The organism is Pedobacter agri PB92, assembly GCF_000258495.1.
GTDB classification, from domain to species: domain Bacteria; phylum Bacteroidota; class Bacteroidia; order Sphingobacteriales; family Sphingobacteriaceae; genus Pedobacter; species Pedobacter agri.
In genome coordinates this window covers 24,415-49,607 of sequence record NZ_AJLG01000010.1, presented here as the reverse complement: position 1 = coordinate 49,607, position 25,193 = coordinate 24,415, and the positions used below count along the sequence as shown (strand labels likewise).

The following is a 25,193-nucleotide window of genomic DNA, read 5'->3' as shown; positions in this document are numbered from 1 at the left end:
ACGTACACACTATCGCGGCCATTCAAAGCTTGCTAAGTGGCGGCAAAGTTGAGCCATCAGTAAAGAGTACAGCCAGCACAGTAAAAGGGATTGTCGTCAACAGCATATCCATCAGCAACACAGCTGATCAGATTGGTTTTGGCAACGTTAATTGTTATGCTCCAGCCGTTTCATCAACTGTCAATGGTAAGACGGTTTTATTGCCCGATCAACAAGCCCTCAGTACTTTAGCTAAAGCAATTATGCCACTTATTGATGGTGTATATAGTGCGAGTTTTAGAGTTTGGGTTGAAGATATGGCGGTGATTCTGCAAGACACCGACGGAAGTTATTTTGCTAACATCAGATTTAGATATCAGTCCATTCAGGACAATTTTAAAAACATTTAAAAACCGCCTACCAAGGCATTAAAAATTATATTATGGCAAGTAGTTATGTAAGTGGTATTGAAATGGTTGAGATTGCTCCAGCCTTCTTTACTGAAGCTGGCCTTTCAGCCGCAACCTGGACAAGACTTGAAAACATTGCTCCAGATACAGCAACCTACACAAGGAACGCTGATACAGAAACAGAATTAGTTCCTGAAGATAAGGATATCGCGGAAATTACATTCTATCAAACTGGAGAAGCGGATCAGTTTGTGATCGGTGTTTTGGAGCAGAAACCTGTTATCATGAACATGCTTGAAAACAACGAGTATACAGCAGGAACAACCAAAACGGTTACCTTGGCTAAACGTAAAGTTGCAAGACTTGCTCTTCGTATCACAACACGAAGCGTTAAAGACAACCGCAAGTTAATTACAGTTGTGCCAAACACCAATGTGGTGATGACTTATACAGGTAATTACAACAAAAATTCAGTTCAGCAACTTTTGTTAACTGCTAAAATTGGTTCATTCAAAACTACAACATCTCAAAAGGATGCTATTAGCATTAAAACATGGGTGACTGATGATGGCACTCCAATTGATTCAACCAACGCTTAATTTTTCTTCATATGAAGTGGGTTAAATTTAAGCAGGGTTTATTGGTAGAAGCTACTAATACCCTACATAAAGAAGGAGATGTTGTTGAGGTGAGCGACGAGTTTGCTAAACGACACGGAGAAAAGGGAACGCAGATAGTTGAAGAAACTGTCGAACCAGCTGAGAAAGTCAAATTGGAAAAGAAGCCAAAGCGCATCAAATCAGAAGAGACTAAACCGGTTGAACCCGAAACGTCAGAATTTGATCAAGCAACAAATTAAATAGAATCCCTCTACTAGCTAGGGGGATTTTTAGTTGAAAACAATTTATGGAAGAAAAAGAGATTTTATCCAGCATCACAGAAACACTTATTGATAAGCCTGCTTACACTGTAACTGTTCAAATTAAAGAGCCAAAAACATTACCAAAGCGCAGCCTATTTGATAAGTTATTACGAAGACCAGTTCCAGTGCAGGAATTGGAAAGATCGTTTGTGATTAATCCGTGTGTAGTTGGGAATATGTACCGTATCGCAGGCCAGGCAGTTAAGTTGCCTGATACCATACTTAACGGATCGATGAGCGAAAGTATGATTCCGGTGATCAATGATCATCTGGATGATGTGGTTTATATTGTTGCTGCCGGTATTCAGAATAGTAAAAGGGAACCTGATGCTGAATTGATTGAGTTTATCAATGATAATTTTGAAGCTGAAGATCTCTACAACACCTTACTTCCAATTCTTGAAAATTTAGGGATGCAGTCTTTTTTGAATTCTATTGCCTTGGCGAAGGGGACAGTAAAAATCCTACAACCAAACGCAAGTCCATTAGACGGGAGAGAGTCGATAGCCTCCCACACTCAGGATTGGGAAGTGCGTTAAGATATTTCAAAGGAGGAATGGCAATGGACACCCTATTATGGGAAACCTCATGGAAAAACTACATGCTTTACCTGGGTGCTATTCAAAGTGATGAAGCAGAACCAGCCACTGAAAAGATGGAAGTGAAAGATGCAAGTGAGTTGTTTTAATTAAACGCTTCACATTTAATTACGCGAGCTAAGAATGTAAATCATTTGTTTGTTGTGTAGAACAAATTTAAATTCAATATAATCTGGACTAGAATTTTTTAAAATTTTTACTACCGAGCCTTGGGATTCGTAGCCATCAACAATTTGGTCACCAAGAGTAATAGAATTTAATTTGTTAACTGAGGTTTCGTGTGTTATTTTAATCATAGGAAATAGACGATAATTACCCATCCTAAACGAAAATCGCTTTTGTTTGTTTTGGAAAACAACGGAAAAGTCCTACAAGTTGTAAGTTAATCGTGCTGATTAATCATACATAGATTTTGAAAAGTGTAGAATCGTTATGGTGAGCGGTGTACGAAATCCAGTGGACTATAGTTGATACATCTAGTTGTGGGTATTATCACATTAACTTAACAAGGGATAAATTATTTTACTGCATCTTTGCCAAATGTCTATCCCGTTTAAAATTTTTGCCACGCTAGTCGTGTTGGCTTGCTGTGCTATTAACTGTTTTGGTCAGACTGGATGTTTTGTCCCGGTCGCGGGAAGCGCCGGAAGGAGTACTGTAGACAGAATATATACAAATCCTCAGTCTGGCGAACCTCCAGGTAAATTCTACACTACTGCCGTTTCTTATACGGCCACTTGCCCTCCCGGAGCTAGCGCTTCAACAACCTACGCCGTAAACATTTCTGATGTTGTGCCGGGGACAGGTTGCTGGGTTGATTATAAAAATGATGGCAGTCCAACACAATACCCTAACAATTATTACCAGAACGGGAAGCTGGTAAACTTTAGAGTAGCGAATTGCCCGATTGATGATTATATATCATTAATGTTGGTAGGACTTGCAGGAATAGGATTTGTGATGGTGAGGAGAGTAACATTGGTGTAAAAACAAAAGCCCACGCTTGTTGGGCGGGGGCTGGAATTGTTGAACTATTACCGTTTTCCGTGGCAACGTTTATATTTTTCGCCACTACCACATGGACACTTATCATTGGGCTTAGCTTGTGGAACACTTGCTGCTGGGGTGACTTTTACAACTCCAAAGTTGGGGCTTGCGACATAATCAATTTCGTGAGCGGAAGGTATACGAAACGACATGCATGTTTTTCCATTGTGATTTGTTATTGAAAAATCACCTAATGAAATAAGATCCATACCTATTAGAACTTCGCTGTCTCCAGCTAAATCATCTAATTCGGTGACGGCGATTCCCTCTGCCTTTGCCCCATTAGTAAAAGAAATATCAACGGTAAAGGTTCTTTGTATTGCAACGCCGTTTGCGGTGTTGACATGGCTCATTCCTGTCGGAATCAAGCCTAAGTCTGCTGAAACTTTTTTGGTAATAACAGAGCCAGTAGCTCCAGTGTCCCAAATAGCACTATACTTTATACTGTTATTTGTTGCGGGATTATGAATGATTATAGGCGTTTCAATTACCCGTAAAATTCCGGCCCCCTTGAGAGTGAGAGATTTAGACAATTATTATGCAAATTTAAGAAAGACTCTGGAGTGAAATGTTTGTGTATGACCATCTAGGCCGCTAGTGCAATGTTGTATTAAGAATGTACCAAGCTCATATTGTTTGGATGAAGCGTTATATGCATCAGATTGACTTGCGTAATCACCAACAACTTGATCTCCCCGTATCACAACAAAACGGTTATTATATTTTTGTACAAGTTCTTTTTGGTGATCTAGATAATATTTGAATTCTTTTTCAAGCATTGGAGTTTTATTATGAGGTTATTTTAGCTTTTTTAAGGGAGCGCAAAATTAGAAATATTTTTTTGATAAAACACTGTTGTACAAAAAAATACCCGCAGGCACTATCTAAATTTTCGCATACTTGCTTATTTAACGTCTAAATTAATACTTTGGTTTACAAAATCACTGTGAACGTGAATTGATTATTGCAAATATATTTATCAAAGTCCGCAAAATATTTGAAAAATGTTTCCATATATGGAAATTTAGCTTTAAACGCAATTTTTTACTAATATCATTAGCAGTTAATAAAAAGTAACAAATCTGTTACAAATAAGTGTATCTTCAATTTCCGAGAAACCCAAAACACTTGATAAGCAAATGTAACCAACAATTATTTTCTTACCGCTTTCTATTTTACCACCCTACCCAAGTAACCCCCAAACCAACACCGCCCCACTGCGTACGGGTATTTTTGTTGTATGGCGGTTAAGATTAAAGCAAATGGTACCAGGGGACTAAATTTCACAGCAACCTTAAACATTAATGAGGCTAGAAAGAATGCGCAGGAATTAAAGAAAACACTTGCTGAATTAGGTATTACTGCGGCCAATGGATTTGATACTAAGCCCTTGACTGGATATCAGCAGGCGCAACTTGCTTTAAAGAAAACCCTGGCTGAATCGCAGGCTGAAACTGAAAAGTTAAGACAGAAAGCGGCTGAATATAGAGCTGAAGTTGAGAAGGGGAGGATTAGTCAGCAAGAAAACAGGAGCGAATTGGAGCGATTGCGTGCTGCTGAGCAGGCGCTTAAAAATGATCTCCAATCCGGCAAAATTTCTTTGCAGAATCACCGAATTGAATTAGAAAGGAATAAAGTCGCCCAACAAGCGCTTAACCAAACATTAGCGCAAGGCCGAATTGATCAGCAGAATCATCGTACTGAATTAGCCAGACTTACACTTGAAAGAAGACGAGAGGTAGAGGCTCAAAGGGCTGCAAGGCGTGAACAACAGGCCGCATCCGGATCATATCGTGAAGCGCAGCAAAGGCTAAAACAGTTAGGTGATCAGATCAGAAATGTAGCGGGTGGTTTCCAAAGTACTTCGCCATTGATGCGGGCACGTATTAAGGAATACAACGAGCTGAACGACGCATTAAAACGATTTGATGCATCCATGGGTAATCATCAGCGTAACGTTGGTAATTATCGCGGAGCAATTCAAAGTACGGCACAGGATCTACTAGGATTTGCAGCAGCATATTTATCTATTGGTAATGCGTTAACCTATGTATTCAATCAAACACTGGCATTTCAACGGCTCAAAACCCCTTTAACATTCATCCTTGGATCTGAAGGTGCTGCAGATGCAAAGCTTGCTGAACTTAAAAAGTTCGCTGATCAAATTGGGGTTGAATATTTCAGCATCGCCAATTCCTACAAATCATTCATCGCAGCAGCAAAAGCATCGAATTTTGATTTGATGCAATCTGAAAAGATATTCCGATCGGTTGCCAAAGCAGGTGCAGTTTTGGGCTTGTCGAATGATACCTTGCAAGGTACATTCCTTGCCCTTCAACAAATGATCAGTAAAGGTACTGTTCAAAGTGAAGAGTTACGTGGTCAGTTATCTGAGCGTTTACAAGGTGCTTTTGCAATGGCCGCCAAAGCAATGGGTGTAACAGAGCAAGAGCTAGGTAAGTTATTGCAGACCGGACAGGTTACCGCAAGTGAAATGCTGCCAAAACTTGCACTGGAATTAGATAAAGCTTACGGTGATAAGGCTGGCGAAAGTATTAGTGGCCTGAATGCTGAATTAAACCGACTATACTCCACGCTCCAATCTTTAGCGGGTGAGGGATCGTTTTTAAGCAAAAATTTATTCGAGCCAATAGTAAGGGGAGCCAAGGAAGCATTAAATGTTTTCTACCAGTTAACCCGTGGAGACAGTTTCCTTGATTTTATGACTGATATTACCACTTTCACCGGTGCAGAAACCAGGTCAAGGAGAAACTTATATGATGCAAGGGATCTGGCCAGAACAAATCAATCTCAATTAAAAGCATCAAAAGAACTGGACTACTCGAAGAAAAACCTAAAAGAGTTACGCAATTCATATCAGGAGAATGAAATGGCTATTGTCAAAACGGCAAAGGCTATTGATGAGTTCACGAAAAAAAGTAAAGAAGGTCCATCGTTTACCAGGAAAGAAACGGAAGCCCATATTCTTACTTTGAAAAAACAGGCCGAAGCTTATCGTACAGAACACTTGAAAATTGGTAAAGCGATTGACCAGTCGAAGAAAACGCAGGTTAGTGCGAACAAAGAAATTGCTGATTCGGAATTGACTTCAATATCTGCCATTCAAAAGCGTATTACTGAACTGAAAAAAAAGGCCGGATCAGCGATTGCCGGTAGTGATGTAAGTAAGCGTATTGCCGAATTACAGGAGCGATTGAAAAAGCCTGGTGCTACTCCTAAGCATGATGTGGAACTTAATCAACAGCGATCGCTTCAGGAAAAGATCGATGAGCTCACTAAAAAAGGTTTGAATACTCAGCTTGATGCCAATCAACAGGAGGTTGAAGCAGTTAAAACCAAGTATGCTAAGCTAAGGGAAGAAGCTAAGCGTTTCAACAATGATCCGGATAACAAAAAGCTTGGACTGAAAGTAAACACAAGCGGTCTTACGCAAGCAGAATCGCGCGAGAATGATACGGTAATTGACAAACAGGCTGCTACTAAGCTAAAGGTAACACTTGACGAGCAAAAGAAGTTATACGAAGAATTTGAGCAGTTCAAGTTAACTTTTGGTGAAGCAAAGGCAAAAGAGCGATATGATAAGTTGATCAATACCGATCGTACCTATTTACAATATTTGTCTGATCAACAGGCTAAAATTTTGGGCTACGATGATAAGGCAAAAGGTGGCGATTTAGGTAATGGCGGAATTACTACTCAGCAGGCTAAAGTTCTGGAAGATGCGAACAAGGAAGCGTTAAGCGCTGCTCAAAAACGCACCGATGCATTATTGAAGGAGTTCATGGGGTATGCGGAGAAAAGGAAAGTACTCATTCAAAACTACGAACGTGATTTTGCTGATCTGGAATCAAATCCATCTGCCCAGGTAGAACGGACTAAACGCTATGAAAAGGATTTAAAGGAATTGGATGATGCGAATGCTAAGAAATTAGATAGTTATCAAGCCTTATTTGAAGGCATTGAATCATTATCGCAAAAGCAAGCGTTAAAAGTTTTACAGGCTGGCCGTGCTCAACTGGGGAAAGATATTAAGTCAGGCGTCATTGTTGATCCTGCTGAAATTGCCAAAGTAAAGAAATACTTTGACGATGTTGAAGTCACCATCCGTGAAGGTAGTGGTCAGGCCTTATTGGATCTGGCCAGACAGGTAGATGAGATAGCAGCAGGAGTTGGCGGGATTGATGCAGCATTTGGAAAGGTACTCGGAACACTTGGCAATGTTTTGGGACAGGTTGGAAATATCAAAAAAGGATTTAAGGATCTTCAGTTAGCCCAAAGCAAAGGAAGTGTTACAGGCCAGCTTACCGCGGGGTTAGGAATTTTTGGCGCCGGGCTTTCTATCTTCCAAAGTGTTGTTTCTCTATTCAGCAAACAGGAGCAACGCGAAGCACAGGCGTCTTATGCCAGGGATTTGCAGAACAAACAAACTGAAGCTTTAAATAAGGCTCTCGAACGTCAGGTTGCATTATTGAATGATGTTTATGGAACCGATCGGATTCGTGATTATTCTGCTGCTATTAAACAGGCGCAGGAGAATCAGGCGAAGTATGCCGTTGATGCAGCAGGAAAGTATATTTTAACCGGGAACAAAATAATTGATGAATTAATTGAAAAATACAATACCGGTACTTTACAGGAAAAAGGCAACGAAAGAGTTTTATTCAACAATCTAGTTGATAAAGGTATAATTTCCAAAGTAGGAGCGGCCGACATCAACACCCTGCAGCGATTACTTGATGAGGGTAAACTTGATGCCAACACAGCAACCATTGTTCAAAACCTGATTAAAGCAAAGGAAACGGCTGAACAACTGGTAAATAATCTACGTGCTGAAACGGTTGGCACCACATTGGAACAAATCGCTGATGATTTTATATCCACTCTTACAGATGGTACACAGGATTTTGGGAAGACGTTTGAGCAAATGATGCAAAACTCTTTGTTAAAGACTTTCAAAGGGGAATTCATCAGGAAACAGCTTCAGGCTTATTACACCCAATTTGCTGAACTTTCAGAAGGTGGACTGACTGCACAGGAAATTGAAACACTTCGCCAATCCTATCTAACGGCCAGCGAGAAAGCAAAGGCTGATCTGGAAGCATTAAGTAAAGCGACAGGTATTGATTTGACTGGTAAAGATGCTAATAACAGCAATTCTTTGAAGGGCGCTCTTACATCTGCTTCGCAGGATAGCATTAATATTCTATCTGGTTACACTGCAGGTGTTCGTTTACAATTGGTTAAAGTTGAAGCCGCAACAGTTGCACTAGGAGGCGGTAAGTCTTTAGGGGATTTATATCTGACAGCTAAGAGTGGTCTGGATCAACTCGTAATGATCGAAGCCAATACCCGCCGTACAGCTGATAATACTCAACCTTTGGCGGAGGTGAGAGATATACTCAAGTCAATGAAAGGACCAGGCAACTACAATCCGTTGTTAAGTGGATCAGGGCAACCGGGGCCGTAGTTCCTTGCTTACGTTCCCCTAATGGTAGAATCGGAAACCATTATATAATAGGCATATGGGATAATTTTGTTTTTAGCGAAGCGGAATTAACTCATGGCATACAAATACACTTTAGGCGGGATTGATCTGAGCACAATTGGGGTGTATGTGGAATCTGGTAGCAATGACTTTTTGAAGCTTCCAGATCTTAAAGAGCCATATAAAGTGGATTGGGCAGAAATGAATGGGATAGAGGTTGATCTAGCAGATCCAAAGTTTAAAGAAAAAGAGATCACGCTCAATCTTGCCATTCATGCAACTAGTGAAACACAGTTTTGGGCCAACTACAACGCATTCCTCAACTTGCTAAGATCCCCCGGCACTAAGCGATTATTTGTGGGTGATTTGGGAAGGTCATTCTTCGTGTATTACTCCAAAATGAATAATTACCAGAGATTGTCACCAGTTGCAGGACAAAGCAAGATTGGCGCTAAATACAGTGTGACATTCATTGAGCCTATACCAAGCCTGCTTAAACCATTTGCCTTCCTGACCAAAAAGGGTGGGGGCTATTTACTAACAACATCAGGATCATTATTAAACACAGCAACATAATTTTAACATGGAAGAGAATAACGAAAACCAACCTATTGACGAGATTCCATTAGCGCAAAGCATCGCTGGGGCAAAGATTTTGGGTATCGCTCAAAACGGTAGTACTAATTTATTTTCAATATCTAACATCAGGGGCGATTACAAAGGAGTCGCAAATGCTGATACTTCCCCTGGATTAGCTGTTGCTGGAACTGAATACGAAGCGACAGTTGGAGTAACATACCCAAATTTTCTAAGCGTATCAAATCAGCCCATTACTATTCCTTCGGAGATTAACGGCAAGAAGGTGTTATCCGCCAAGTTACGTGCTATCGACCCTGCACATTGGGAAGCTGTGTTCACGCCCGTCGATGTTTCGCTGCCCATTTTTTCTGAAGATGGTAATACCTACATCAGTAAAAATATATTTAATAAAACAACTGAAGATGTCGGCCACTTTATTGATACTGATGGCACGTATAAAGTCTATTCTGGAACTGACGTTTCTTGTTCTGCCTTAATTGATGTATCTGAATTGGATGTGATAACTGTTTCAGGGGTGATACCTAAACCGGTAGAGCCGATAGCAAATCCTTATCAATTTTTAGATGCAAACGGCAATGTTGTTTCATTTGGTCCAATGTCTTCATTTCCTAAAACGATAGCTGTCCCAGCAAATGCTGTTAAATTCCGATTTACGCTAAGATGGTTTCAAACAGATATTTCACTTCTAAATGCTGTTCAAGTTGAATCAGGAAACGTAGCTACGGATTTTGAGTCCTTCGGAACCTATACTGCAATCACCGCAATAAATGGTAAAAAAGTTGAAGCTCCAGCAGAATATACAAAAAGCGGAAGCATCAGCAAAAATCTTTACGATAAATCCGCTCGTGTTAGCGGTTGGTATGTAGATATTGATGGGAGCTATAAACAAGCTTTAGTTGATTCGCCTCAAAATTTTAGCGCATCACCAGCAATCACAGTTTTCGGACTGGCTCATGTTACTGTATCAGGACTTTCGGGCAGTTTCAATCCATATCAGTTTTTAGATATGAATGGTTCGATTATTGGATTTGGAAAGCTTTCAAATCCTAACACAACACTTCCAATTCCAAGTAATGCAGTAAAACTAAGATTTACTGATAAGTTTGATACTTCAAGCAATGCCGTTTTCGATACTATACAGGTTGAATCCGGAGAATCTGCGAGCCAGTATGTAGCATTTGCTGCGAACAAAACTATAAGCAAAGTAAATGGTAGGGAGATTGAAGCAAGCTATCTTGCAAAGGGGGTTAAAATAGACGGGGTTGATGTTGCTACTGTAGCAATGATAAATGCCAACATAAATACTAAGGACAAGACTATTTTATATGATGGTGATAGTATTTCTAAAGATGACCGCATCATACAATATGTTAGTTTAAAACTCTCTTCAACCAGAATTAACCAGGCAGTTGCCGGAACAGGGTGGGTGGATTCAAACGGGCAAACAGTCGGTAGTAATCCGAATAATATGTATTACAGATCACAGCTGATAGCCTCTCACAATCCCGACTTAATTGTTTTATGGGGTGGAACAAATGATTTTGCAAGGTCGATCCCATTAGGAAGCCCTGGAACTAAAACCAATGTTTTAACATTTTACGGAGGGGTTTGGCAAACAATTGAAAGAATACGTTTTCAAAATCCGGGTGTGCAAATACTTATAATTACTCCAGTTCAACGAAATAATCCTTTCGAGTTTCCAGGTAGAGATTCCATGAATAACGTAAATGCTACGTTGTATGATTACGTCAAAATCCTAAAAGAGGTGGCCGCACAATTGGCATGTCCTGTTTTAGATATGTATGGTGAATCCGGAATAACCTCAGAAAATATAATCAGAGATTTTGCGAATGATGGCTTGCATATTTACATGACGCCTAAAGGGGTACAGCGAGCGGGTGATATGATATCTAGTAAAATCAATCAATTGGCTTTATAACATGCTAACCATTAAACGAGGCAACACGCCTATCCTCACCAACATCCCGCCGGATCTTGGTGACTATGTTCAAAAACAACGTAATGGGATTGACTTTGCGACATTAAACTGGGTGCAGATTGGTGATACCCCCACTGATCTGCAATTGGATGATAGTGTAGAAATATTGGGAACCACATATTCATTGATTTCCAAACCACCAACAGTTGAGAAGATTGATTCTCGTAAACATCGTTTTCAGTGCGTTTTCGAAGCAGAGCATTACAAGATGAAGCGGGTGAAATACTTTTTCCTTAATCCAACCAATAACCTGAAGGAGAAAGCATTTACCATAATGGGTGATCTTTCTGTTTTCGTTGGATTGATTAAGATGAACCTTGACAGGGATAACCCAGGCAAATGGACAATTGGAACCGTGGAAGTTACGGAGGCAAGGAATATAAGTTTCGATAATTTAAATTGCCTTAGCGCTATCGCTCAATTAGTGAGCGAATTCCAGACCGAATTTTGGATGAATGGCAACCAAATGAACTTTACCAGTAAGGCAAAGAATAATGGATTGATTTTCAAGTATGGCCAGGGTAACGGATTATACAATATAATCAGATCACCCCAGGATGATGAGTCTGCACCAATAACCCGCTTGTCAGTATTCGGTGGCTCCCGTAATCTTCCTGCCGGATATCGTAACTATGCAAACACGCTTCAGTTGGATAATCCAATTGAGTTGCCAACGACCTTACCATTAAATGAGGAAACTATAACTTTCCCTGAAATTTTCCCGCAATACTTGGGGACGGTTACATCTGTCGGAAATGAATTTTCTTTCAGTGCATCAGCGATGCCATTTAATTTGAATGATCAATTGCTGCCAGTGCTCACCGCAAAGGTTATTTTCCAGACGGGCTTGCTTGCCGGTTATGAAATAGAGGTGGCATCATACGATAATACCAATAAAACATTTGTTGTCAATAAAGTCGAAAGCGAAAAGGATTTAGAAATTCCAAGTCAGGATTTGCATGCAGAAGTTGGCGATACATTCATCATTGTTGACATGGATCCGCCGGCTGAATTAGTGCAATTGGCAGAGCAACAATTGTACGATTTTGGTTTAGATTATTACAAAGCCAATAACTTCCACAAGCGTAACTATGCGGTTACCCCTGATAGAATGCACTTCAAAAGGCAAGCTATTAAACTGGAAGTTGCTGATCAGGTCAGACTGATTGATGGACCGTTAGGAGTTGATAGGTTAATCCCTATTGAGTCATTTAAAACTTTCTATGCAAGAAGTGAGTGGGATAATGAACTCACACTATCTGACTATCCAATTATTGATCCATACACCAGGTTAATCAGGCAGCAGATTAAGCAGGCTCAGAGTGGACAACCTAAACCACCAATTCAAAGCCCAGGAATTTACGTGTTTTCAAGAATAGGAACGTTCCAGAAACAGGGATGTGGGATTGGGTTTATAGGTGAAGCTGTAAAATTTGAACGTAAGTATACTTCAATTATTAGTTACGCTGATGCTATGAACCAGGGATATCTCGATCTTTCATTCAATGTTGATGGCCAGGCAAACGCAGATGCATTGGGAAGATGTGTAAATAGTGGTCCAGTTACTTATACTCCGCTTAGATTTTTGACATACGCTAGAACCAATTACCCCCAAACATGCACCTTTATTTCGAGACCGGATTATGTACGAAATCCTGACAACGATATTATTGGTTATCTCAATAATGTAGATAATAAAGTGTATGTGAGAAATTACGAAGCTGGGAATGAATATATTCCTAATGGATTCTATTATACTAGCAGTGGCCCGGGTGCACATATTGATTATTATTCTAGCGGTTCGATTGCTGGAAGTGGAGATTGCGAAACCGGAGTGATTATAGAATAAGGCTTACTGCTTTAGTTAGGTAAATATGAATACCCAATCATGAATGTATGGTTGGGTATTTTTGTTTTATGCTTACATCAAAACAAGCCTTAGCAAAATATGGCAAGCCAAATAAAACTGGCGCAGGTTATTTGACCACGATTAAACTTCCTTATCCCATGTTTTTGAACTGGGAAACCAAAACATACGTTAACTCTATCCAATGTCATAAAGAGGTGGCAAAATCGTTAGTTGCAATATTTACTGATATTCTTGCTCACTATGGATTAGCTGAAGTTAAACGCTTGCAATTGGATGATTATGGCGGTTGCTTCAATTATCGTGAAATGCGTGGCGGTTCTGAATTATCATTACACTCCTGGGGCATCGCCATTGATTTAGATCCTGATAGAAACCTTTTGCGGGAAACTTCCAAAACAGCACGTTTTGCCCGGCCAGAATATAAACCAATGATCGATATTTTTTACAAACATGGATGGGAAAGTTTAGGACGTGAGAAAAACTATGATTGGATGCACTTTCAGGTTAAAGGATAACTAACAAAGTTTAGTAAATCACTCTCATCAACAAATCGATTAATAAACCATTTTATAAATATCATCCCGTAAATAAATGTCAGAGAAAGAAGATGTAATCGATAGAAAGGGAGCATGGATCGAAAGGATGTTTGATAGGTTGTATCTGGCAATTAAAGAAAATCCACTGGCTACTTTGCTTGTGCTTTCAGTAGGCCTAAATATCATGCTGATAAATATGAACAGCGATCTTCAGGAAGCGAGGTTGAGTGATGAGAAATCAGCCAACAAGGAAATGATTGAAGAAGTAAGACGAAGTGTTCAGCGGGAAACAACTAGGCAGATCGCCCCAATTAAGGCTCAACAGGACAGTGTTATTAAAAATGTTGATACGTCCCTTATCAATATCAATGGTACGGTAGAATCAGTTAAACAATATTTTAATAAGAAGAAATGAAAAAGATCTTAATTATACCGGTAATGCTTGTATGCTTAGCTGGATCATCCAGAAGGGTTGAACCAATTAAGCCGATTATCAAACAATCAAATGTTATTCCTATAAATACAAAGGTTGACAGCCTGGCAATTGGCCTGCATGAACTGGATAGTTTAATTCATAAGTTATGAGAAAGTTACTATTCATAATTGCTATTTGCTCATTAAGTAGCTGTGGTATTTTTCGGAAATCATCAAAAGATAAATTGCTGACCAGTTCACAGTCCTCAATTGAAAGTACGGTTAGATCATCTGAATCGGTTACCGATAAAAGCAAGATCACTATTAAGGAAAAAGCTGATACCTCAGTGACGACCAACCAGCAGACAGTTAGCGGGTCGGTTCGGATCGGTTTGAACATGGATAGCTTAGTCAACGGACTGACTGCAATTAGTAATGACCTGGTCGATGTTAAAATGGTTTTAGATAGTAATGGCATATTAACAACCACGGCAATTGTCAAACCTCAACACATACCTTTTCAATTTGATCGAACCACAACAATAGAAAAGGATGTAACCAAGTCAGGTGCTACCGAGCAAGCTGGTAAATCAACACTTAAGCAATCCAGCACAGCGGTAAAGAAAGAAAGTGAGCCAACCTTGATTGGTTTGTGGGCATGGTTAGGAATGGGAGCTATTGCAGGAATCGTATTGTACGTTGTGATTAAGAAGTGATTTTAGCATAGCCCATTTGTGCTATTTGTAAACTTAACTTCACACTTTACCTTTACAAATATTAAATCACGGGACGATTTAAAGACTTTTCAGTAAGTAATTACTGCCCATCTGGATAGAGGGATGACATTAGAGCCTTTCAGAAATGGAAGGCTTTTTTATGCGTAAAACTTTTCTTGCGATTGCTAAAAATATTAGTAAACTTTGCGCTATGAGAATAGTAAATGATCCGCCTCAGGTAAACACGAATGATAAAAAATCTGGTGTATACACTAGTATGTCGATTGTTGCGGAGGCTAAGAGGGCTAACTGCTGGCTGTACAATAAACTAAACAACGAATGGTACACACCTGAAGAGTTTCACGAGAAATATGCCAATCATAGAGATACGGACATTAACATTCGAACTCTATTACAGAATATTTTCATTATAGATCCAAACAAGGGCATTAAAGCATATCACAAAACTCTGGCTGATAAGCTGACAAAGTTTGAAGCCGAAACCAAGGAACTACGTGAACGAGGCGAAGCATTTACACAACGCGTCATCGACTATTATCAACAGAAATCAAAAAATAAATTTAAATGAAAAGTAAAGCAGCAACTGAAACAAAAAACCTTAAAATCGGAGCAGACCTCATCACAATTGAGCAGGTCAAAGGAGATGAAAACTTGTTTAGGATCAACATCAATAATGCTTTCAAAGGTTATGTTATTAGAAAGAATGGTGAATACTCGCTGACAGGACAAACCCCAATACCCCCTGTAATCTATGCACGTATTATCGACTGTGTTAAAAATGGGTTATGTACCTAGTATCGATAACTTTTATTGGTGCGTTTCCGGATGGTGATAAGATAGTTTCCATTTCCTCACCCAATGGTGGGGGAAGTAGAACGTATCATCTAATGGTTAATAATGGCTATTGGGGTGTAATTGGTTATTATACTACAGGATGGCACGTACGATTGCAAAATTCAAACACTGAATATTCAGCAGGTGATCTTGAACCATTATTGGATTATGTTAGAAACCAAACTATTAAGTAAATTTCAATGTCTATAAATAAATATCTAATATGACAACTTACGAATTAGATTGCACCAAACCAGGTATTATCGAAATAATGAAAGTCAATATTGAACAGATTGATGAAGTTTTGAGAGTTACCATTAATGGTGCGGTTTCATAAGAAATATGAAAAGTTAAAGAAGAGAAAATAGTTACAATTTTATATATTTATCCCAGAATTGACATGCAAGTAGGAAAACCCTGTTTGCATGTTTTTTATTAAAAATGGTAGCAAAAAAGTACCCTAAAAATCTTTGCGTTCATGTAATTATTTGATGCACAGATTACTAAATCATATGTGAGTTATCCCTTCGGCTCCACCGAAAAAAGACTCACATATTAAATTATGTGGGTCTTTTTTATTATAATTATTCAAATATTCTACAATCAGGACTTAAATTAATTTTCCACACGCATAGGATCAATTACGGCACACATTAAAAGCATATTGCAATGCTATGGTTTTTACTTTTTTTCCTGAGCATCAGCATAAAAAACGTTTCTTTGCATGAATGTAGATTTCTTTTTAGCTGGCTCGCATTTCCATTTTCTACTTGATAATTTAAAGCAGTTAGCAAGCAAAACTTTGCTTTGAATATTGGCGCTGTCGAATACCGATTTCATCACACTAATTTTATAAATCTTATCATGATCTACCACGCTGTACCAGAAATAGCCATTACTTGTAAACTTATCAATTAATGTACCTTTGATCACTTCAGTGTGAGGTCTGATGGATTGACGGGGATATTTGCCTGATTGGTAAACTTGCTGGCCAAAAGCAAACGCGGAAAAAATCATCAGCGTAATAAATAATTTGATTGTAAGAGCGTACATCTAGTTAGAGTTTTAAAAACTCCTAAAGGTTGTAATATCCGGCTTTACAAAAAATGGCCTTTTTGGACTATAAGGTCTGCCAGCTCTCGGGATCAATTAGAATATTATTGCTATCTAATTTGGCAGATTAAGGAATGGCTTTTTTTTAGAGAATTAAGTGATCGACAATGATAAAAGAAAATGATTAGCACTGTTTTCCTACTTGTTTTTTGATCTGTAGAATGATCTATTTGATCATCTTTCGCATTTAGTTCTTTATAGATGCCTATGGGTTCAGGAATGGACTTTTATACTTTCAGTATCCCATATTTGTATGCAAATGAAATTAGTGAAGCGATATTTTTGTTCGCGTTTTGCTAATCAGGTTTTTTCTTAGGTTTAGAACTTTACTTGTTTTCAAATTAAGTTTTTCACCAATTTCAATATGAGTAAACCCATCTGCAATCAGTTTAATCATTTTGATTTCATAATCATCCATCCCCATAATATATCCTGAAATCGGTCTTTCTTTATTCATACAGTAAAGCTAAATTTTTAGTAGCATTATTAGCTGAATCATGACTGCCTACAGCTACAAATCGTCATTATTTTGATATTTGTCATCATAATTCTGAATTGTGACTGATAACTGTGCAATTTTTTATTGCCAATAAAAATGTAGCTGTACATCATACAAGACGGACTAATTTGATGGTATTGGAGTCATTAAATAATTACATCTCGGAATCCATCTCAGTACTGTATGGTCAAAAAAAAAGCTCGCAACAATTACGTTGTGAGCTTTTCCAGTTTTTTTTACTGAGATTAAATCGTTCTTCCGGGATATTGTTGAAGCGCAATTTCCAAACAATCCATAGCCTTATTTAATTCTTCCGTATTCAATACATAAGCCATTCTTACCTCATTTTTTCCTGATCCTTTAGTTGAATAAAATCCGGTTGCAGGCGCCATCATCACCGTTTGGTTTTCATGGCTAAAATCTTCTAAAATCCATTGGCAGAATTTGTCAGCATCGTCAATAGGGAATTTTGCCACTACATAAAAGGCGCCACCAGGGTTAGGGCAAAACACACCTTCAATATTATTTAATCTGCTCACTAGCGTATCTCTGCGTAAGGTATACTCTGTATTTACTTTTTCGAAGTAGCTATCTGGTGTATCAACAGCGGCTGCCCCGGCGATTTGTTCAACCATTCCCGGGCTTAACCTCGCCTGTGCAAATTTTAAACCTGAAGCAATTACCTCTTTATTTTTAGTAATTAGGCAGCCTAGGCGTGCACCGCAAGCACTATAACGCTTAGAAACGGTATCCATAATTACCACATGCTCATCCAATCCATCCAAATGCATTGGAGAGATAAACTCACGCCCATCATAACAAAATTCGCGGTATGCTTCATCTGAAAACAAAAACAAATCGTACTTTACACAAAGTGTTTTCAAAGCTTCCAGCTCTTCTTTTGAATATAAGTACCCAGTCGGATTGTTCGGATTACAAATTATAATTGCTTTCATTTTATCGGTGATTAACTTTTCAAATTCAGCAATTGGTGGCAGTGCGAAACCATTTTCTATGTACGATAAAATTGGTTTAACAACTACATTACTCATACACGCAAAGCCATTGTAATTGGCATAAAACGGTTCTGGAATAATAATTTCGTCGCCTTCATTTACGCAGGTCTGCATGGCTATAGTTATGGCTTCAGAGCCACCAACAGTTACCAGTATGTTTTCTGGCTTAATATTATACCCAAGTTTATTGTAATATTCGGTTAATTTTAAGCGGTAGGCTAAAGTCCCTTCAGATGGTGTATATGCCCAAACATTGAAATCAATGTTTTTAATTGCATTTAACATTCCTTCTGGTGTTTCAATATCTGGCTGACCTATATTAAGGTGGAAAACTTTTTTACCATCTTGTTTTGCTTGATCAGCAAATGGGGTTAATTTTCTGATTGGTGATGCAGGCATCTGCAAACCTTTTTGTGAAATTTTTTGGCATGGTGCAAAAATAAAAAAGTCCCGATGAAAATCGGGACTTTAAATACTATTATTAAAAATATTATTTGGAGCTCGTTGAGCTCGCAGCAACAGTTTCACCTTTAATGTAAAGAACCTTAATTGGGGTTTTAGCATTCGAAGTAATTGTTACAGCTTTAGAAAATGGAGATGGACCAGCAGCAGCATTAAAAGTCACTGAAATCACACCGCTTTCACCTTTTTTAATCGGTGTAGTGGTATATTTTGGAACTGTACATCCGCAACTAGCTTCAGCTTTTGTAATAATTAAAGGCTCTTCGCCCACGTTAACATACTTAAAATCAAACGTAACCGGTTTGTTTAATGTGATTTTACCGAAATCGTGAGTTTCCGATTCAAATTTAAATTCCGCAGGTTTAGCCTGTGCATTTGCTGCAACGCCAAAACCTAATACAAAAGCGAATAATACTAAGATCTTTTTCATGTTATGTTTGAAATTATTTTTTTAAATTTTACTTAAACAAATTTAATGTTTTCAGTTTAAAACAAAAACTATTCCACTTATATTTTGCTCATCCATATATAATTTTACAATTCAAGATAAAGGCAAACTTTTTATTTTGTATATATTTGCCGCAACCAATATTTGATTATGGCGCAGAATGAAAAATTTATAACCAACTCTATTGACCGTTCCGAATTAAGTTTTAACGATTTTAAAAGCATCGTTATCAACGACTATAAAATCGCCTTTGAAAGCAGACAAGCAAGCATTTTAGGGCGTAGGGAAGTGTTAACAGGGAAGGCTAAATTTGGCATTTTTGGCGATGGTAAAGAAGTTCCTCAGGTGGCTATGGCCAAGGCGTTCAAAAACGGCGACTGGCGTTCTGGCTATTATCGTGATCAAACTTTTGCCTTCGCAACAGGAATTTCAACCATAAAAGAATTTTTTGCCCAGTTGTATGCAAATCCAACAGATGGCGCCGACCCTTTTTCTGGCGGCAGGCAGATGAATTGCCATTTCGCAACAAAATCGGTTAACCAGGATGGAAGCTGGAATGACTTAACGCAAATTAAAAACTGTTCTTCTGATATTTCTCCCACAGGTGGTCAAATGGCCCGACTGGTAGGTTTGGCTTATGCATCTAAGCTGTTCAGGAACAATAAAGAACTGGAATATCTGAAGAATTTTTCAGTAGATGGAAATGAAGTAGCATTCGGTACCATTGGCAATGCATCCACTTCGGAAGGTGTATTTTTTGAAGCCATAAATGCTGCAGGCGTATTGCAAATTCCCATGGCTATTTCTATTTGGGATGATGCTTACGGTATCTCAGTACCAGCCAAATATCAGACTACAAAAGAAGATATTTCAGAAGTTTTAAAGGGTTTTCAAAGAGATAGCGAGCAGCCTGGATACGAAATTTATAAAGTAAAAGGATGGGATTATCCCGCTTTATGCGAAGTTTATGAAAAAGCAATAGCGGTTTGCAGAACTGAACATGTACCTGTGCTCATTCATGTTACTGAATTAACTCAACCTCAGGGGCATTCAACTTCCGGATCTCATGAACGGTATAAATCTAAAGATCGTTTAAGCTGGGAAAATGAGCACGATTGCATTCTCAAGATGAGAGAATGGATGTTAGATTCAGCAGTTGCGACGGAGGAAGAAATTTCAGAGGTTGAAAAAGACGCAAAAATATTTGTTCGGAATGCACAAAAGGAAGCTTGGAATGAGTTTTTGGATAGTATCAAACCAGAGCAAAAGCAGGTAGTGGATTTGATTAGTGGCATGGCTAAACATCAACCAGAGCTAGCCAAAATTTCAGCTCAGCTTGCCTCAACGGCCGATGCGCAAAGAAGAGAAGTTTTTTCAGCTGCCCGTAAGGCGATTCGTCTTTCCGCAAAAAACAGTTCTCCGGAAAGAGATGAAATGTTGAAATGGTATCAAGATCAGGAAGCTTTAAACGAAGATCGATATAATTCTAAATTACATACTGAAGGTAACGAAAGCCCTGATAAGATCGAAGTGATTGACGCAGTTTATGACGATCTTTCGAAAATGGTTGACGGTAGAGAGGTTTTAAACGCCTGTTTCGACGAAAATTTTGAAAGAGATCAAAGGCTTGTTGCTTTCGGAGAAGATTTGGGTAATATTGGCGATGTTAATCAGGGTTTCGCTGGTTTACAGGCGAAGTTTGGTGAACTAAGAATAACAGATACCGGCATCCGCGAAATGACTATCATGGGGCAAGGCATTGGCTTGGCCATGAGGGGTTTAAAGCCCATTGCTGAGATTCAATATTTAGACTATTTAATATTTGCGCTGAATGTGCTCAGCGATGATCTTGCGTCTTTATCCTACCGGACAAAAGGCATTCAGAAAGCACCGGTAATTGTGCGAACCAGAGGACATCGTTTAGAAGGAATCTGGCATTCCGGATCGCCGATAAGCATGTTATTGGGCTCCCTGAGAGGTATGCATTTATGTGTGCCAAGAAATATGACTCAGGCGGCAGGAATGTACAATACACTTTTTAGGGCAGATGAGCCTGCCGTAGTGATTGAATGTTTAAACGGTTACCGTTTGAAAGAAAAGCTTCCGAAGAATGTTGGAACCTTTACCGTGCCACTCGGCAAAGCAGAGGTATTAGAACCGGGAAGTGACATTACGGTAGTATCTTATGGTTCATCATTAAGATTGGTTCAGGAAGCTGCAGAAGAATTGGCAAGCATGGGAATTTCAGTTGAAATTATTGATCCTCAAACCCTGTTGCCATTTGATACCACTCATGTTTGCGCTGCATCTTTAGCAAAAACGAATAAGTTACTAGTTGTGGACGAAGATGTTCCGGGAGGTGCATCCGCATATATCTTACAAAAGATCCTTGAAGAACAGAGAGGGTACTTCAGTTTAGATGGACAACCCAAAACTTTATCGGCAAAAGCACACCGTCCACCATTTGGTTCAGATGGAGATTACTTTAGCAAGCCATCGGTTGATGATATCATTGAAACAGTTTATGCCATGATGCACGATGCCAATCCAGCTAAATACCCATCAATTTTTGAATAAGGGTAATTTAACCATGAATATTCTCGCTGTGTTTTAATTATTGGCAAAAAAAAAGTTGATTATTAATTATTTTTGTAATAAAACAATATATTACATCAAGTTAACGTCTATCAACCTATTTATGCCTTTCTTCTGTTGTACATATTTTACCTGTATATTAAGTTTGTTTCGTAATAATCTTTCTTAATATAGATGTTGAGTAGAGGACTAACATATTATTACGAAAGTTTTTCACGCAAAGAATTTGCTTTTAAGCATTGGTCATACCTGTCATTAGTTTTGTCCTTTCTTTTAGGACCAATAGTTGGTTTCGCCCAGACCGCCGAACAACAGCGGCATTTAGATAGTTTATTGGTTCGAAACCAAAGTTATAACCGTATTGATTCAACTAAAGTTAAAATCTTAACAGACGTTTACCGTCAATACATGAGGATTAAGGATGCAGATCGTATGGAAGATTATGTAAACCGTACGATCCAGCTTGCTCAGCAATTGAAGCTTAATACCTTTTCGGCCATGGCATATTATCGAAGAGGCCTGTTCTATCATGGCAGAAGCGATTACATAAAAGCTGAAGCAAATTATGAACACGCCATCAGTGAATTCGACCTGGTTAAAAATTTAGATATGATTGCAGGCACCTACTTAAATATGGGTGCAATGTACGCTAACATACCCGATTATGCTAAATCTTTAGAGGTTAATCAAAAAGCCATCGCCATTTATGATAAACTGGGTAACGACCTGGATATGGCGAGTTGCTACACAAACATCTCCAGTATCTATCAGGATTTAGGTAAAGCAAGCCAATCGTTAGTTTATCTCCAAATGGCGCTCAAAGTATTTGCAAAAGATGAGCCTAATGGTAGAGGAGTTGCTGTTGTTCAAAACTTAATAGGCGCTGCCTATTTAGATGCCCCAAAAGATGAATTGCTAAAAATGGGTACAACAGTTAAGGATCGTTTACAAATTGCGCTAAGTAATTTCGAGAAATCTTTAACAATTTCAGAATCGCTCGGCGAAAATGGATTAATCGCATCTAATAAACAACAGATTGGAAACGTTTATAATGAATTAGGAAATGATGATTTAGCACTTAAATCTTATCAAAAGGCAATCCAGATTAGTAAGGTTGGCGATGATAAAAATTTGTATGCCGATTGCCTTTATGCATTGGGAAGTTTTTACCTCAAGCGAAAAGATTATGAAAATGCGCTGGTTCTGTATTCTAATAGTTATGAAATTGCCAAGCAGAATAATCTGCTTGAAATTAAGAAACAGGCAGCATTTGGATTAAGTGAGATTTATGAGAATTTAGACCGTTATGATGAATCACTGGCATTTTACAAAGAATACATCATTGTAAAAGACCAAATCTTTAATAAAGACAAGGAGAGAGAAATTACCCGAAGACAAATGCAGATTGATTTCGGATTTAAGGAAAAAGATTATCAATTTAAACAAAAGATAACTGATGTTGAACTGCAAAAGCAGGTTTTGTTGGCAAAGCAGCAACAACAGGTAACTTTTTTTAAAACAACAGGAACTGGCATTAAGTGATAAAGAAAAAACGTTGCAGCGCCTTACTTTTTTAAAAAAACAAGTTGATCTGGAGATAGATCGTGAAGTGCAGAAAAATAAATTTGAAAGAGCAAAGCTTCAGTCTAAATATGAAACCTCATTAAGAGATCGACAAATTATTAAGCAAGACGAGCAAATAAAGTTCGATTGGCGTGTAAAAATTTTTCTTACAGTAGCCATTACGCTTGTTCTGTTAACGGCATTGGTTATCTTTTTAAATCAACGAAAAACAACACGCTTGAATAAAATCATCAGCTCTCAAAAAAGAGAACTTGAGCAGTTAGGCCGTGTAAAAGATAGAATATTTAGTGTAGTGAGTCATGATTTAAGAACCCCTGTAAACTCCATAATTTCTTTTATCCAGCTACTTGAAGGAGGAACCATTGAACAGGAAAAATTGACTAAATATGCGTCATCTTTAAGAAATAATCTTAGTTACACTTCTACGATGATGGAAAATTTGCTGAATTGGGCAGCCAGTCAAATGCAGGGATTTAACCCACATTTAGAATCGCTCGATATTGAGAAAGTGATAGCAGAAGTGACCCGCTCTATGCAGGACTTAGCCAACCAGAAAGGTATTTCTTTGAATAACAATATCGAAAAATTCGTGACTTGCAAGGCAGATCACAACATGCTTTCCCTTGTTATTCGAAACCTTCTTAGTAACGCGATTAAGTTTACGGATAAAGGTGGGAAAATAACTATCGATGCTATTATTGTTGCTGAAAATCTGGAGATTAAAATTATTGATACCGGAATTGGATTAAAGACTGCTCAGATTAACCACTTCAACAAGCCCGGCTATTTGGGGGCAGGAGTAAGTAGTTTAGGTACGAATAACGAGAAAGGTACTGGCTTAGGTTTAATGCTTTGCAGAACTTTTGTTGGATTAATGGAGGGAGAAATTCAGGTACAGCCAAATCCAACTGGCGGAACGATATTTACAATTATTTTGCCCCGGTAAATTTGCTATCTCTACTTTAGAGTGTTAAAAATCTACTAATTGGCATGGCACAATCAACTTTTGCAATAAATTTTAATATATAGTTGATAATTTTAGCACCATAACATTACGTAATCAGTCATCTCTCACGCAAAAATTTTATGCCTCAATTCAAAAAAATGGTTTCTTTCGGTAAATTGATTTACAGTTTTATGATTTATCTTTTAGATCAAGGAATCAATAACAATAAATTACAGCGCAAGATTAAATAATAACTATTTAATAAATCTTGATAGAATTTTCTTTTCGATAGACTTTTCCATCAATTCCTGCCTGTTAGAAGCACTTATTGGAACAATAAAATTAAAGTCTAAATGAACCTCATGGTTTGTTAGTGTTGCAATGTGGTTGATATTAATAATGTACTGTTTGTGTACGCGGGTAAAAATATCTTCAGGTAATTGTTTTTCGAGGTTTTTTAAACTCACTAATATAACATGTTTGTCATTGCTAGTAAACAGTTTTGAAAAATCTCCCATACTCTCAATGTAAATCACATCGCTGTATTTCAATTTTGTTATTCCTTTGGTTTCTCTGAAATAGAAAAAATCTTCATTTTCTTTTCTAATCTCGGCTTGCTCATTTCCCTCAACACTTATCTGTTTTTTAAGTTCCAGATACTCAATTGCTTTGTTAGCTGCTTTTAAAATGCGCTCAAAGGTTGCAGGTTTCACAATAAAGTCTATGGCGTCTAAGTCATAGCTTTCAACCGCATACTCGCTATGAGATGTAATAAAAATGAACAATGGTTTGTTTTTGGTAATCTTCAATAATGCCATGCCAGATAGTTCGGGCATATCTATATCGGAAAAAACAATATCGATTTCGGTAGTAGATAGCACCTCAGCAGCTTCTACACCACTTGTACATACCTTAATGATTTGTAATGATGAAATTTTTTTCAAATGCATTTCTAATGCATCTCTTTCAATTTCATTGTCATCGACAATTATACACTTATACAACATTAGGATAGATTATTAATTTATTATATACAGGTTTTTAAATTGTATTGTTTTAAATATACTCTAAAATTAT

Annotated in this window: 27 protein-coding genes; 20 read left to right on the top strand and 7 right to left on the bottom strand. The window is 38.1% G+C overall.

Annotation, left to right across the window (positions count from 1 at the left end):
* From ON09_RS02845 to ON09_RS02820, 6 genes are all read left to right on the top strand, one after another.
* Nucleotides 1–389 (top strand): hypothetical protein (locus ON09_RS02845; protein ID WP_010599550.1); only part of this gene is annotated, 389 nt, incomplete at its 5' end.
* A gap of 32 nt (nucleotides 390–421) precedes the next feature.
* Nucleotides 422–988, top strand: coding sequence for a hypothetical protein (locus tag ON09_RS02840; RefSeq protein ID WP_010599549.1), 567 nt, complete (start codon nucleotides 422–424; stop codon nucleotides 986–988).
* An 11-nt stretch (nucleotides 989–999) separates the two neighbouring features.
* Nucleotides 1,000–1,248, top strand: coding sequence for a hypothetical protein (locus ON09_RS02835; protein WP_010599548.1), 249 nt, complete (start codon nucleotides 1,000–1,002; stop codon nucleotides 1,246–1,248).
* Between the two features lie 47 nt (nucleotides 1,249–1,295).
* Nucleotides 1,296–1,850, top strand: coding sequence for a hypothetical protein (locus tag ON09_RS02830; RefSeq protein ID WP_010599547.1), 555 nt, complete (start codon nucleotides 1,296–1,298; stop codon nucleotides 1,848–1,850).
* Between the two features lie 23 nt (nucleotides 1,851–1,873).
* Entirely contained in the window at nucleotides 1,874–1,999 is a 126-nt protein-coding gene (locus ON09_RS26450) for a hypothetical protein (RefSeq protein WP_262495807.1), read from the top strand.
* 451 nt (nucleotides 2,000–2,450) lie between these two features.
* Nucleotides 2,451–2,897 (top strand): hypothetical protein, encoded by a 447-nt coding sequence (locus ON09_RS02820; RefSeq protein ID WP_010599545.1) that lies wholly within the window; start codon nucleotides 2,451–2,453, stop codon nucleotides 2,895–2,897.
* Nucleotides 2,898–2,944: 47 nt separating this feature from the next.
* Here the strand turns inward: ON09_RS02820 and ON09_RS02815 are convergent, their stop codons facing one another.
* Complete coding sequence (locus ON09_RS02815) at nucleotides 2,945–3,490, bottom strand: aspartyl protease family protein (protein ID WP_010599544.1); 546 nt, start codon at nucleotides 3,488–3,490, stop codon at nucleotides 2,945–2,947.
* Nucleotides 3,491–3,493: 3 nt separating this feature from the next.
* Complete coding sequence (locus ON09_RS02810) at nucleotides 3,494–3,736, bottom strand: hypothetical protein (RefSeq protein WP_010599543.1); 243 nt, start codon at nucleotides 3,734–3,736, stop codon at nucleotides 3,494–3,496.
* A 461-nt stretch (nucleotides 3,737–4,197) separates the two neighbouring features.
* Here ON09_RS02810 and ON09_RS02805 point away from each other — a divergent pair, with 461 nt between their 5' ends.
* The 11 genes from ON09_RS02805 to ON09_RS02760 all read left to right on the top strand — a co-directional run bounded on the left by ON09_RS02805 (nucleotide 4,198) and on the right by ON09_RS02760 (nucleotide 15,647).
* Nucleotides 4,198–8,445 (top strand): tape measure protein, encoded by a 4,248-nt coding sequence (locus tag ON09_RS02805; protein ID WP_010599542.1) that lies wholly within the window; start codon nucleotides 4,198–4,200, stop codon nucleotides 8,443–8,445.
* A 93-nt stretch (nucleotides 8,446–8,538) separates the two neighbouring features.
* The gene (locus ON09_RS02800) at nucleotides 8,539–9,039 is read left to right on the top strand and encodes a hypothetical protein (protein ID WP_010599541.1); all 501 of its coding nucleotides are present in this window, start codon (nucleotides 8,539–8,541) and stop codon (nucleotides 9,037–9,039) included.
* A 7-nt stretch (nucleotides 9,040–9,046) separates the two neighbouring features.
* Nucleotides 9,047–11,002: an SGNH/GDSL hydrolase family protein gene (locus ON09_RS02795; protein WP_010599540.1), complete on the top strand. Its 1,956-nt coding sequence runs from the start codon at nucleotides 9,047–9,049 to the stop codon at nucleotides 11,000–11,002.
* 1 nt (nucleotide 11,003) lies between these two features.
* Nucleotides 11,004–12,911, top strand: coding sequence for a DUF5977 domain-containing protein (locus ON09_RS02790; protein ID WP_010599539.1), 1,908 nt, complete (start codon nucleotides 11,004–11,006; stop codon nucleotides 12,909–12,911).
* Between the two features lie 68 nt (nucleotides 12,912–12,979).
* Nucleotides 12,980–13,447, top strand: coding sequence for a M15 family metallopeptidase (locus ON09_RS02785; protein ID WP_157258816.1), 468 nt, complete (start codon nucleotides 12,980–12,982; stop codon nucleotides 13,445–13,447).
* A 76-nt stretch (nucleotides 13,448–13,523) separates the two neighbouring features.
* Nucleotides 13,524–13,883, top strand: coding sequence for a hypothetical protein (locus ON09_RS02780; RefSeq protein WP_010599537.1), 360 nt, complete (start codon nucleotides 13,524–13,526; stop codon nucleotides 13,881–13,883).
* Nucleotides 13,880–14,053, top strand: coding sequence for a hypothetical protein (locus ON09_RS25070; protein WP_157258815.1), 174 nt, complete (start codon nucleotides 13,880–13,882; stop codon nucleotides 14,051–14,053). Before ON09_RS02780 ends, ON09_RS25070 begins: the two co-directional genes overlap by 4 nt.
* Entirely contained in the window at nucleotides 14,050–14,598 is a 549-nt protein-coding gene (locus ON09_RS02775; RefSeq protein WP_010599536.1) for a hypothetical protein, read from the top strand. The genes ON09_RS25070 and ON09_RS02775 overlap by 4 nt, the downstream gene beginning before the upstream one ends.
* Nucleotides 14,599–14,743: 145 nt before the next feature.
* Entirely contained in the window at nucleotides 14,744–15,187 is a 444-nt protein-coding gene (locus ON09_RS02770) for a hypothetical protein (RefSeq protein WP_010599535.1), read from the top strand.
* Nucleotides 15,184–15,414 carry a hypothetical protein gene (locus ON09_RS02765; protein WP_010599534.1) on the top strand — a complete coding sequence of 77 codons (231 nt, stop codon included), beginning with the start codon at nucleotides 15,184–15,186 and terminating at the stop codon, nucleotides 15,412–15,414. Before ON09_RS02770 ends, ON09_RS02765 begins: the two co-directional genes overlap by 4 nt.
* Entirely contained in the window at nucleotides 15,405–15,647 is a 243-nt protein-coding gene (locus ON09_RS02760; protein ID WP_010599533.1) for a hypothetical protein, read from the top strand. The genes ON09_RS02765 and ON09_RS02760 overlap by 10 nt, the downstream gene beginning before the upstream one ends.
* A gap of 487 nt (nucleotides 15,648–16,134) precedes the next feature.
* Here ON09_RS02760 and ON09_RS02755 read toward each other — a convergent pair whose 3' ends face one another.
* The 4 genes from ON09_RS02755 to ON09_RS02740 all read right to left on the bottom strand — a co-directional run bounded on the left by ON09_RS02755 (nucleotide 16,135) and on the right by ON09_RS02740 (nucleotide 18,973).
* The gene (locus ON09_RS02755; protein WP_010599532.1) at nucleotides 16,135–16,506 is read right to left on the bottom strand and encodes a hypothetical protein; all 372 of its coding nucleotides are present in this window, start codon (nucleotides 16,504–16,506) and stop codon (nucleotides 16,135–16,137) included.
* Between the two features lie 325 nt (nucleotides 16,507–16,831).
* Nucleotides 16,832–17,023: a helix-turn-helix domain-containing protein gene (locus ON09_RS02750; protein WP_010599531.1), complete on the bottom strand. Its 192-nt coding sequence runs from the start codon at nucleotides 17,021–17,023 to the stop codon at nucleotides 16,832–16,834.
* Nucleotides 17,024–17,310: 287 nt separating this feature from the next.
* Nucleotides 17,311–18,522 (bottom strand): pyridoxal phosphate-dependent aminotransferase, encoded by a 1,212-nt coding sequence (locus ON09_RS02745; protein WP_262495808.1) that lies wholly within the window; start codon nucleotides 18,520–18,522, stop codon nucleotides 17,311–17,313.
* Nucleotides 18,523–18,571: 49 nt separating this feature from the next.
* A complete protein-coding gene (locus tag ON09_RS02740) occupies nucleotides 18,572–18,973 on the bottom strand; it encodes a DUF1573 domain-containing protein (protein WP_010599529.1) in 402 nt (133 codons plus the stop codon).
* A 168-nt stretch (nucleotides 18,974–19,141) separates the two neighbouring features.
* On the opposite strand from ON09_RS02740, the gene ON09_RS02735 reads away from it, so the two are divergent.
* From ON09_RS02735 to ON09_RS02725, 3 genes are all read left to right on the top strand, one after another.
* Nucleotides 19,142–21,568 carry an alpha-ketoacid dehydrogenase subunit alpha/beta gene (locus tag ON09_RS02735; RefSeq protein WP_010599528.1) on the top strand — a complete coding sequence of 809 codons (2,427 nt, stop codon included), beginning with the start codon at nucleotides 19,142–19,144 and terminating at the stop codon, nucleotides 21,566–21,568.
* A gap of 279 nt (nucleotides 21,569–21,847) precedes the next feature.
* The gene (locus tag ON09_RS02730) at nucleotides 21,848–23,128 is read left to right on the top strand and encodes a tetratricopeptide repeat protein (protein ID WP_162097930.1); all 1,281 of its coding nucleotides are present in this window, start codon (nucleotides 21,848–21,850) and stop codon (nucleotides 23,126–23,128) included.
* Between the two features lie 13 nt (nucleotides 23,129–23,141).
* Nucleotides 23,142–24,116, top strand: coding sequence for a sensor histidine kinase (locus ON09_RS02725; protein WP_010599526.1), 975 nt, complete (start codon nucleotides 23,142–23,144; stop codon nucleotides 24,114–24,116).
* A gap of 254 nt (nucleotides 24,117–24,370) precedes the next feature.
* Here ON09_RS02725 and ON09_RS02720 read toward each other — a convergent pair whose 3' ends face one another.
* Nucleotides 24,371–25,123: a LytR/AlgR family response regulator transcription factor gene (locus ON09_RS02720; RefSeq protein ID WP_010599525.1), complete on the bottom strand. Its 753-nt coding sequence runs from the start codon at nucleotides 25,121–25,123 to the stop codon at nucleotides 24,371–24,373.
* Between the last annotated feature and the right edge of the window lie 70 nt (nucleotides 25,124–25,193).